Raw genomic sequence first — 11,472 nt, 5'->3', positions numbered from 1 at the left:
ATACGAAAATGATTGAAGAAAGTATGGAATTGTTAACTCGAAGCAACACTTGCTCTACATATAAAATGGGAGTTGATGGAGAAGATGGAACTGTATTGTATTATAGTGTTTGCCCAGGAATTTCAGTAATGTATAATAACTTTCATATTGAAAAAGGACCAGATAGAGTTATAAGGGACAGTAATTCTTTTAGTATACACTATTGTATTGAAGGTAGGATAGAAGCGGAAGTTTCATCTGGAGAATATTTGTATTTAGGTGCTGGTGATGTGTTGCTTGAAAAACTTGATTCCAAATATAGATATTGTAGCTTTCCAACAAAACATTATCATGGGATAACAATCACTTTTTCTCCTGATGAAATGGATGAAAATTTGAATACATTATTGTTAAATTTTTCAATAGATATTAATAGAATTAAGGAAACATTTTTATCAAAGTATGTACCTTTTGTTATACATGAGGATGTGATTATTAATCATATTTTTGAAGAACTTTATAAAATTCCGGAACTGTTAAAATATGATTATTTAAAATTGAAAGTAATTGAACTGTTGATGCTCTTGAGAGTAGTAGAAAATAAAAATGGGAATTATAAATATCAATATTTTTACAAATCGCAGATTGAAAAAGTAAAAGATATTAAAGAGTTTATAACAAATAATATTGAAGAGCATTTTACGATGGAAGAATTATCACAAAAATATGATATCCCGTTGTCTACATTAAAGAAATGTTTTAAAGCAGTTTATGGAGAGCCTATTTATCAATTTATTAGAAATTATAGGATGAATATAGCCTCGACATTGTTGATAAAAACAGATGATTCTATTATCGTTATTGCTGGCAAGGTTGGATATACGAATAGCAGTAAATTTACTGAAGCGTTCAAGAGTGTTATAGGAAAAACTCCGACAGAATATAGAAAAACAGTTATCCAAACAGAGTGAGTACACACTGTTTAAAGGAGAAATAAAATAGAATATTTTTTAAAATAGAATTGTCAATAGAATTGACAGTTCTATTTTTTTAGGAGGTTAAAAACTATGAAACAAAAAAGTTGGATTTCAATAGCTTTTTCGTTTGCATCGCAATGCAAATGGAGAATAATTTTATCGGTAATTTTTGCCATTATAGGAGTATTCGCTGGAATAGTGCCATATTGGTGTATATACAAGATTATTACTTTGTTTGTAAATAAAAATATAATCTTAAATCAAATTTTATATTACTGTATTATAGCTGTTTTGGGATATGGACTTAGATATTTATTTCATGGTATTTCAACAACATTGTCTCATTTTTCTGCATATAAAATACTTGAAAACATAAGGATGAGTTTGGCTAAAAAGTTAATTGATGCTCCTTTAGGATATGTATTAGGGGAATCTGTCGGAAAACTAAAAAGTGTAATAGTTGATAGAGTAGAAACAATTGAGTTGCCATTAGCCCATGTGATTCCTGAATGTATATCGAATATAACTCTTTCTATAAGTGTGTTTGCTTATTTGGTGTTTATAGATTGGAGAATGGCGATTTCCATGTTAATTACAGTCCCAATTGCAGGAACAGCGTATATGCTTATGATGAGAAATTTTAATGAGGAATATGCAAAATACATGGAAACAAGCAATTATGTTAACGGAGTAATTGTTGAATATGTAGAAGGTATTGAAGTAATTAAGGCTTTTAATCAATCAACCAATTCATATAAACGATTTGTAGAAGCCATAGAAACCTTCAGAGACTCAACACTGGCGTGGTATAAGGGTGTTTGGAAATATATGAATTTTGGTAACGCAGTACTTCCATCTACATTTTTGGGTGTGTTACCAGTAGGATTGATACTCTATTTGAACGGAGAAATCTCCCCGCAGAATTTAGTTATTTCTTTAATTTTATCATTGGGAGTAGTGGGACCTATGATGAATTTTACTAATTATATAAATGAAGCAAAGGCAATAGAATATGCTTTACATGATGTAGATAAATTACTTCAAATACCAGTATTGAGTAATTCAAAACAAGATACTGAAATAACAGACTATAATATTAAACTTCAAAATGTTTCTTTCTCATATGATGGAAATATGGCGAACAAAGTGTTATCTAAAATAAATTGTATCTTTGAAAACAAACAATTCATAGCTTTAGTTGGACCATCTGGTAGTGGAAAAACGACAATAGCGAGATTAATAGCAAGATTTTGGGATACCACAGAAGGAAATATTTATATTGGTGGAAAGGATATTAAAGACATACCTATTTCAAAGTTAAATGAATTAATCAGCTTTGTTACACAAGACACATATCTATTTAACTGTTCTGTTAAAGAAAATATTAGATTAGGGAATCCGGAAGCAACAGATGATGAAGTTTTCCAAGCAGCAAAATTAGCTTGCTGCGATGAATTTATTCAAACATTAGAAGACGGATATGACACAATTGTAGGAAATGCAGGAAATAAATTATCTGGTGGAGAAAAACAGAGGATTTCTATTGCAAGAATGATTTTAAAAAATTCTCCGATTGTTATATTGGATGAAGCTACTGCATTTACAGATCCTGAGAATGAAAGCAAGTTACAACAATCTTTAGGGGCATTATCGAAAGGAAAGTTATTGTTGGTAATAGCTCATAGGCTTTCTACTATTAAAAATGCAGACAGAATTTTTGTAATAAATAGTGGAGAAATTCAGGCGGTTGGAAAGCATGAGGAATTATTAGATACTAATAATCTTTATAAAAATATGTGGCTTGCACATATTGGGGCAAAAAATTGGTCTGCAAATTCAAACGGGAAGGAGGAGTTGTAATGTTCAGAATGATAAAAAGGCTTATAAATTGGACTGGAAATTTTAAAAAGCGTATCTATACAGGGTTTGTATATGCTTTTATAAATAGTATTTTCACATCAATGCCAATAATTCTTGCTGCATACGGATTGAAATTAATTTGGAATGATTACAATGGTGTTCAACAAATTGATTATAAGCAGATATTATATATAAGCATTTTAATGATTATTGTGGTAGGTGGGAGATTTGTATTTTCTTATTTAAGGGCGTGTTCGCAAGAAAGTGTAGGTTGTGAAGCTACTGCAAAGCAGCGTATTCGATTAGGAAATATTTTGAAGCGAGTTTCTCTTGGATTCTTTAATAGCAATAATATGGGCGAAATTTCTTCTGCGGTTACAACAGACCTTTCTTTTATTGAAATGTTATCTATGAATATGATTAATACTGTTGTTAATGGATATATTACAGTTTTCGTTATGATTTCGTTTTTGCTATTTTATTGCCCATTAGCAGGAGTTGTTTCGTTGGTTGGAGTAGTTTTATCTGCGATATTCTTATATATTGCAGATAAAATTAGTGATAGAAATGCGAGTTTGCATCAGAAAGCTCAAGATGACATCGTGGAAAATACAATTGAGTTTTTAAGGGGTATGCAAACAATAAAAGCATTTAAACAAGAAGGAGTATCAATTAAAGGGATTGAAACAGCATATAAAAATCATAAGGATCTCAATATTAGAATTGAAATAGAAAACTGTCCGTACAATTGCTTGCATCAATTTATTCTTAAAGCGGCATCTATTGGAATAGTGGCAGTAAGTGCGTATTTAACATATGTTGGTAAAATGGATTTAAACATAATGCTTATGATGGATATGTTTTCATTTGTGATGTTTAGTCAAATAGAGCCTTTGAGTAACGCAATTCATGTTATAGAAGTTGTGAATAAAACATTAGATAAATTGTCCAAGATAGAAAATGCGGAGATTATAGATGAGAATGGTAAAGAGGTTGATTTAAATCATTATGATATAAAATTTTCTGATGTTTGTTTTTCGTATGATAAAAAGCAGATATTAAATAATATATCTTTTGACATTTACGAAGGTAGTACGACTGCTATTGTAGGTCCATCTGGTAGTGGAAAGACAACTATTTGTAATTTGATAGCACGATTTTATGATGTAAATAGTGGATCAATAACTATTGGAGGTCATAATATAAAAGATATAACCTGCGATAGTTTATTAAAGAACATATCAATGGTATTTCAAAAAGTATATCTATTTAATGACAGTATAAAAAATAATATATTATTCGGTAATCCGAGTGCAAGTGATGAAGAAATTATAGAAGCATCAAAAAAAGCACATTGTCATGACTTTATTTCAAAATTACCTAATGGATATGACACTATTATAGGAGATGCGGGAGCAACATTATCTGGAGGTGAAAAACAGCGTATTTCAATAGCAAGAGCTATTCTAAAGGACTCACCTATTGTAATTCTTGATGAAGCAACAGCAAGTATTGATCCTGAAAATGAGCATTTGATTCAAAAAGCAATAAGCTCTCTAACGAAAGGTAAAACTGTCATTGTAATTGCTCATAGGTTAGCAACAATACAAGACTCAGATCAAATATTAGTTATTGATAATGGCAGAGTAGTTCAGCAAGGTACTCATAGAGAATTAGTTGTTCAAGATGGTACTTATAAAAGATTTATTGATATTAAAGAAAGTGCAGAAGGATGGTGCATTAAATGAATTAAATGATTAGGAGGAGTTATGATAGCATTACAATTTTTAGAAATAGTATGTAGAACAAAGAATTGTTTTTGGGATTTGTAATTTATCATATATTCCATTTTTATATCCATATTTATATATTGAAAAAATAATCAAATTCTTTCATTTTAGAGGACTTCTTATGCCTATGTGCAGAAGTCCTCCATTTCTTTTTTGTCTTAAAATGCAGACAAAAAAGAAATGGAGGAAATTAAATGCCAAAAGAATATTACCTTTATGTCAACGGACAAAGGGTTAAAGTCAGCGAGCAGATATATAAAGTCTACTGGCGAGAAAAAGAACACGAAAAGTATTTAGAGCAGGTGGACAAGAAAAACCACTTGCTCTTTTTTCATCGTTGGATCATGACGGATGCTTTGTATATAATATTTCTGATGAAGCTATAGCTATTCTTTTTAGAGAGTAAAACAAAATTAATCGTGAGTTAATTGCTAGAATATTTATAAAGAGGTAAATTGTGGAATATACTTTTGAAAAACTAAACAAAGATAATTTTAATAAGTATTATGATTATTTGTTATTGGCAATGGCATTGGAACCGGAACTTATGTGTTCATCTGATACAAGCAAAGAAGAACTTTATAAAAGATTAGATGATGAATTAACAAAAAGAAGCACTTCAATACTTGCGATGCATGAAGATAAAGTAGTCGGAAGAATAGAATATCATTTTTATTCTTGTTTTCAAGACGGATATAGAATATGCTATGTTGACTGGGTGTATGTACTATCTGAGAATAGAAATAAAGGGATAGCAAAAAAGTTATTTGATGAAATGACTAAAGATTGTGTTAAAAATAATATTGATGAGTTTAGATTAATAAGAGCTACAAATAAAAATGCAAATGACTTTTACGAAAGTTTTAAATCGGCCCAAATTTGTGAAATGCCATTTTTTATAAAATCTTTACATTAAAATATTTAGATATAGTGGTGAAAGGTCAAGTTTTAGAACGGTTTAACCTACAAATAATATTTAGAGATCGACATAGCGGTTTAGCTAAAGGGAGTTATAAAGTGATTAATAATAATCAACAGCGCCCGACACGCCCCTAATTAAGCGGACAAAGTCGGGTTTTTATTGCAAAACAACTACTACTTATGTCGGGGTTTACTCATTAAGTATTTTATCATGAGTAAATATAGAATAAACGACCAAACACTTGAATGAATTATGGACAAATACTTGTTAATGAGTTTTATAATCATTATCCTAGGTTAGTGTAATCAATTCAGCATTAAAGATGATATAATAACAGCAAACAGATTTTTATTAAATATTATTAGAATTTGCATATTATTTTAAAAGAAGGTCATAAAATGAAGAAAATATTTTTTAGAATTTTTTTGCTTGTCATTATTATACTAGCTTTAGTTTTTATTCTTAGAATATATAATGACCATAAGTATAAAGATACAAATGCTTTGAAATTTCCAGAATATTTTAAAGATGTAACTAATACAAGTCTATATCCTACAGATATTGACGGAGTTGATGTAACTTATGTAGATGAGGGTAAAATGCAAGGCTTTAGATTTGTACCCAAGGAAAAATCGCATAAGGGTCTTGTAATTTGTTTTGGAGGTTCTGAAGGAAGTCCAAATTTTGAAAATGCTAAAAGATTAGCTGAGGATGGTTATGAAACCTTTGCTCTATTTATGTTTGGTATGAAAAATCAAGAACAAACTCTGAGAAAAATTCCCTTAGAACAATTTGAAGATGTCATTAATTATATAAATAAAAATATAAAAGACAATAAACCGATAAGTGTTTTGGGAGCGTCAAAAGGGGCAGAATATGCACTTAATTTGGCTAGCAAATATCCTGAAATAGATAATCTGATTTTGATAGCACCTTCAGCTTATAATTTTGCGGGTCTAGATTTTAAAGATTATGGTTCATCATGGACATATAAAAGCGAGGAGCTTCCATATATAGATATTAAAAAATCATCATTTAACTTATTTTTAAAAAATATTCTTGTTCCAGCTATTATTAAAAGTCCTATTAGCTTTAAAGATACTTATAACAGCGCAATAGAAAAAGACTCATCAAGCCAAGATAAACTAATACCAATAAAAGATATTAAGGCAAATATATTGATGATAGTAGGCGAAGATGATTTGATGTGGAATAGCCTTGCCATGGCAAATAAAATAAAGGAACAAAACCCTAAGGCAAAGATCTATTCTTATAAAGAAGCAGGGCATATATTTGCTGGCAATGGTATTTTAGATTTAGGAAAAATTAGAGTTGCGACAGGTGGAACAGCTCAAGGCAATGAAAAAGCAAAAAGTGAATCAAGAAAAACTATTGATGCTTTCTTAAAAGAAAATCATAAATAGAGAAACGAAAGTTGATAGAAATTATAGGTAAAATTATGATAATAGACAGTTATGATAAAGACACAGAGCCAAGTATAAGTCTAAAAGACTTTTATGGGAAAAATATTTGAAAGAGAAATGCTTGGTAATGTTTTCGAAAAGTATTCTAGAATAGTTACTCGATAACTTTGAATATAAGGACAGATAAATAAATCTAAGTTCACTAAATAAATATTAAATACTTTAAGCACTTACAAAATTGTAGGTGCTTTTTTGATACCTAATAAAAAGAATAATTTTAGACAGGAAAAGTATTATAAATCATATAAAATATCTTTCCATTTTAAGAAAAAATTAATGCCTCTGGCAATGAGGATAAAATTATAAATTTTTTTAATTCCATTGGAAATGAAAGCCCTAGTATAATTTAAAAATGAAAAATTGAATAAATTATTGATGTAAAAAAGAGTATAATTAAATAAGTGGACAGTAGAGGAGCGGCTTAGAGCTAATTGGTTTTATGTGAAAGGCTTTAAGGATGGTTATAATCTTAAATGGAGGTGTAAAATGAGCGCTATATATCAAATTGCAGCTGGCATAGTCAGACTTTTAAATGTCAAAAAAATGTTTTTAAAGGACAAGGAAGAGATGCTTGAGTATGCAAAAGGAGAAAATGCAAAAGTAGTTTTTGAGCTGGATAAGGCGCAAAAAAGGGCGGCTAGAAAAAAATATTATCTTTTCGACAGAGATGTAATGGGATATAGGCTGCTTTCATATCAAGAAAATCGAGACTTCGCTAAGGGAGCTGTCCTATATCTTTTTGGTGGAGGAATGATCACCCAGCCGAATAAATTAGATTTTTCTCTATCTGAAAGAATAATGGAAAAAACCCATAAAGATGTGTGGTTTTTATTTTACCCTCTTTGCTCCGAAGATGTAAATGTTAAAAAGACATATGATGTTTCTCTAGAAGCCTACAAGCTCATGACCGAGATATATGAAGAAAAAAACATAAGTGTGCTTGGATTTTCATCTGGAGCTTGCCTATCTCTTGGAATTTTTTTACATAATAACGCCTTGGGTAGACCTCTTAAAATGCCCGGCAAGATTATTTCAGTTTCACCCGGCGGCATACCCGATGTAACTCTTGAGGAAAATAAGAAAATTTGGGAGGAATTAAAAGAACTTAACCATAAAGACGTAATGATTGATCCTACATATCTAAAGACAGCAAGGGAAATATTAAAAGGCGATCAAGACCTGCCAGAATATATGCTAGACGGGACTGTGGGAGATTTTACCGACTTTCCCAAAACATATTTTTATTATGGAGAAAATGAATGCCTCTATGCCTTTGCGGACGAATTTAAAAAAGCAATGGAAAAATACCATATCCCCTATGAAATCATTGTCGGCAAGGGGATGTGCCACTGTTATCCTCTAGTGAGATTTTTTAGAGAGGGTAGAGTTGCACAAGATGAAATTATTGAATTGCTAAAAAAATAGTTAAGAGAAAGTGAATCTTGAAATGATAAAAATAAGTTTTAACCTAAAGTCAGGTGGCTTTGTAACTTTATTTTATAGGTGGATAAATTACATTAATAGAATATTCTCTTGTTAGATTTACCCAGATGGGTATAATGAAAAATAAATAATTGAATTAAGACGGAGGTAAAATGTTAAACAATAAAGGGTTTGATTTATGGGCCGATAATTACGATGAAAGTGTTGCTATTTACGATAATGATGAATCGTATCCATTTGCAGGTTATAAAAAGATGCTAAACGAAATATATAATCGCATATTAGATTCATCATGTAAAAATGTTTTGGATATCGGGTTTGGCACAGGTACTTTGATATCCAGATTATATGAACATGGACTTGAAATATATGGGCAAGATTTTTCTAAAAGGATGCTAGAGATAGCACAAGAAAAAATGCCTAAATCCAAGCTTTTTGAGGGTGATATTTCCAAGGGTTTGGTAGATCCTCTTTTAGAAAACAAATACGATGTCATAATTGCAACATACTCACTTCATCATTTAACTGATTCTGAGAAAGCTATTTTATTAAAAAGCTTACTTGATCTATTGGATGAAGGTGGAGTGATATACATTGCAGATGTGGCATTTGAATCACGTGATGAGCATAATAAATGTATGAAAGAAGTAGGAGATGAATGGGATGAGGATGAAATTTATTTTGTAATAGATGAGTTTTCGTCCTATTTTCCAGAAATAAAATTTGAAAAATTTTCTAAATGTGCAGGTCTAATCACATTAAAAAAATAAGTTTGAAAAAATAAATAGCAATTTTAATAGAGCGCTTACTAAATGTAGGCGCTTTTTAGGACTTTGGAAAATTTTTCTATTTTATTTATCTTGCATAATCTAGGACAAATAAAGAGCGGGGGATTAGTAAAAAATCTTGAAAAGCCTTTTTCTTTGTGGTAAACTGTCTTAGTAGCTCGAATGGAGAAATACCCAAGTGGCTGAAGGGGCTCCCCTGCTAAGGGAGTAGACCTCGTTGAGGGGTGCGAGGGTTCAAATCCCTCTTTCTCCGCCAAGATCCCAAGAGGGATCTTTTTTTATGCCCATAAAAAGACCTACATAGATTTTTTATAGCGTAACATCTATAATTGAGATAACAGTAATCAATAAAATTTACTTTAGAAGATTTAATCGGCTATTAATAAGGAGGAAGATATGAGAAAAGATTTTTCGAAGACCCTTTTTATAGTCCTTATAATAAATTTTATAGGTGGCTTTATGGACGGATATTCCTACCTCATAAGAGGGGGGCTTTTCGTAAATGCTCAAACGGGAAATATTATAATTTTTGCCAAGGGTCTGGCTTTGAAAGACTATCTCCTGGCCTACCATTCTCTGATTCCGCTTGTGTTTTTTTCGGCTGGAGTCTTGTTGTCCACCTATGTCGAAGAGAAAAAAAGACTCGGCGTCTATTTTTGGAAGGAGACCATAATATTTTTTGAAATGCTGGTAGTGGTATTTGTGGCTCTTATGCCTGATGGATTTAATCTGCTAGCAAATGGATTTATGGCATTTGCAGCAGCCTTGCAGGTAAACGCCTTTAGATCGGCAATAAATATGGATTATCCCACGACCCTCTTTCTTGGCAATGTTAGAAATACAATGGAGCTAGTGGCAAAATATGCCATTTATAAGAGTAGACCTCATGGGCTTATGGCTTTAAAATATTTGGCAATAATAGCTACTTTTATTTTGGGAGCTTTTGTGGGCTTTATCCTTTCGGACATCTTTCACCATTTTGCCCTGCTATTTTTAGAGCTGATCCTTTTTGCAGTCTGGATGACTCTTTTAAAAAAGGGCAGACGGATTAAAAAGTCTTTATAAATCATAGGACTATTTCAGAATATTGAAATAATTAATAAGAAAAAATAAAATTAACATTAAAAAACACAAGTCCAAATTTTGAGTAGACTTGTGTTTTTATAATTGTCTTTGCAAGCAAAACCACCTGTTATAAAACAGGTGGCATTTTTCTATTTGTACTTATCTCTGTTGAACTTCAAGACTTCTTCAGAGTGTTTCAACTTCTTCAATTCTTCTTCTGTAAGGTCAAGCTCTAAGGCTTTTTCCATGCCGCCCTTACCGAGAACACATGGTGTCGACAGATAGATATCATCAAGACCATACATGCCATTTAGAAGGGTAGATACAAGGATTATTTTCTTTCTGTCATTTACAATTGCATCTATCATAGAGCAAACTGTATTTCCTATACCGCATTGGGTGTGGCCCTTGCCGTCTACTACTCTCCAGGCTCTTTCTCTGACGAGATTTTCAACTTCAACTCTTGAGAAATCTCTCGGATTTGCCTTCAAATATTCATCCAATTTTATATTGCTAATTAGGATATTTGACCAAGCGACAAATTGGCTTTCGCCATGTTCGCCCATGGTAATACCCCTCACATCTGAAGGATCTATTTCCAAAATTTTTGCAAGAGTTGTATTTAGTCTTACAGTGTCAAGAGCTGTGCCTGATCCGATAACTCTTTCTTTAGGAAAGCCACTTGCCTTGTAAACCAGGTTAGCCATCAAGTCGCAAGGATTGCTTACAACTATAAATATACCCTTAAAACCAGCCGCTACTATTTCTTTTACATAAGCTTCGGTAGCGTCTTTAAATTGCACATATTCTTGAAGTCTATCGTTGATACCGGACAAATCGCCAGTGGCAAGCACTATGATGTCCCTATCAGCCATATCGGCATAAGAACCCCAGCCCATCTTTACATAGTGGGGATAGAAGCTTGAAGCATCTTCTATATCCATGGCTTGAGCCTTGGCCTTTTCTTCGATTATATCGTTGTATTTGATATCAGATACTATGCCCATTTTTGCTGCTGTATATCCAACAGCAAAGCCGACAGCACCTGCACCTATAATACCTAATTTCATAAATATCACCTCGAAACTAATTATAACAATATAAGAATAATTTGTAAAATAATTAGCAAATAAATAATCACCAATAAAAAAATTGATAACTTTT

General features: G+C 31.6%; 9 protein-coding genes, 1 tRNA gene and 1 pseudogene. 10 read left to right on the top strand and 1 reads right to left on the bottom strand.

Features of this window, described 5'->3' with window-relative positions; genetic code table 11:
- Positions 1 to 23: 23 nt before the first annotated feature.
- From LV469_04820 to LV469_04775, 10 genes and pseudogenes are all read left to right on the top strand, one after another.
- A complete protein-coding gene (locus LV469_04820; protein UHR01979.1) occupies positions 24 to 950 on the top strand; it encodes an AraC family transcriptional regulator in 927 nt (308 codons plus the stop codon).
- Positions 951 to 1,046: 96 nt separating this feature from the next.
- Positions 1,047 to 2,816: an ABC transporter ATP-binding protein/permease gene (locus tag LV469_04815; GenBank protein ID UHR01978.1), complete on the top strand. Its 1,770-nt coding sequence runs from the start codon at positions 1,047 to 1,049 to the stop codon at positions 2,814 to 2,816.
- Positions 2,816 to 4,564, top strand: a complete 1,749-nt coding sequence (locus LV469_04810) for an ABC transporter ATP-binding protein/permease (GenBank protein UHR01977.1) — start codon at positions 2,816 to 2,818, stop codon at positions 4,562 to 4,564. The genes LV469_04815 and LV469_04810 overlap by 1 nt, the downstream gene beginning before the upstream one ends.
- Before the next feature lie 236 nt (positions 4,565 to 4,800).
- Positions 4,801 to 4,991 (top strand): annotated as a pseudogene (locus tag LV469_04805) (sigma-70 family RNA polymerase sigma factor).
- A gap of 72 nt (positions 4,992 to 5,063) precedes the next feature.
- Positions 5,064 to 5,522, top strand: coding sequence for a GNAT family N-acetyltransferase (locus LV469_04800; GenBank protein UHR01976.1), 459 nt, complete (start codon positions 5,064 to 5,066; stop codon positions 5,520 to 5,522).
- 404 nt (positions 5,523 to 5,926) lie between these two features.
- The gene (locus LV469_04795) at positions 5,927 to 6,952 is read left to right on the top strand and encodes an alpha/beta fold hydrolase (GenBank protein ID UHR01975.1); all 1,026 of its coding nucleotides are present in this window, start codon (positions 5,927 to 5,929) and stop codon (positions 6,950 to 6,952) included.
- A gap of 546 nt (positions 6,953 to 7,498) precedes the next feature.
- Positions 7,499 to 8,437 carry an alpha/beta hydrolase gene (locus tag LV469_04790; GenBank protein UHR01974.1) on the top strand — a complete coding sequence of 313 codons (939 nt, stop codon included), beginning with the start codon at positions 7,499 to 7,501 and terminating at the stop codon, positions 8,435 to 8,437.
- Between the two features lie 170 nt (positions 8,438 to 8,607).
- Positions 8,608 to 9,225, top strand: a complete 618-nt coding sequence (locus LV469_04785; protein ID UHR01973.1) for a methyltransferase domain-containing protein — start codon at positions 8,608 to 8,610, stop codon at positions 9,223 to 9,225.
- 182 nt (positions 9,226 to 9,407) lie between these two features.
- Positions 9,408 to 9,499, top strand: a tRNA-Ser gene (locus LV469_04780).
- A 140-nt stretch (positions 9,500 to 9,639) separates the two neighbouring features.
- Positions 9,640 to 10,308 carry a DUF1275 domain-containing protein gene (locus tag LV469_04775; GenBank protein UHR01972.1) on the top strand — a complete coding sequence of 223 codons (669 nt, stop codon included), beginning with the start codon at positions 9,640 to 9,642 and terminating at the stop codon, positions 10,306 to 10,308.
- A 149-nt stretch (positions 10,309 to 10,457) separates the two neighbouring features.
- Here LV469_04775 and LV469_04770 read toward each other — a convergent pair whose 3' ends face one another.
- Complete coding sequence (locus LV469_04770; GenBank protein ID UHR01971.1) at positions 10,458 to 11,378, bottom strand: L-lactate dehydrogenase; 921 nt, start codon at positions 11,376 to 11,378, stop codon at positions 10,458 to 10,460.
- Between the last annotated feature and the right edge of the window lie 94 nt (positions 11,379 to 11,472).

This window comes from Peptoniphilus sp. GNH (assembly GCA_021307325.1).
Taxonomy (GTDB): domain Bacteria; phylum Bacillota; class Clostridia; order Tissierellales; family Peptoniphilaceae; genus KA00134.
Note: the sequence above shows the minus strand (reverse complement) of the source record. Positions and strands in the feature narration are given on the sequence as shown.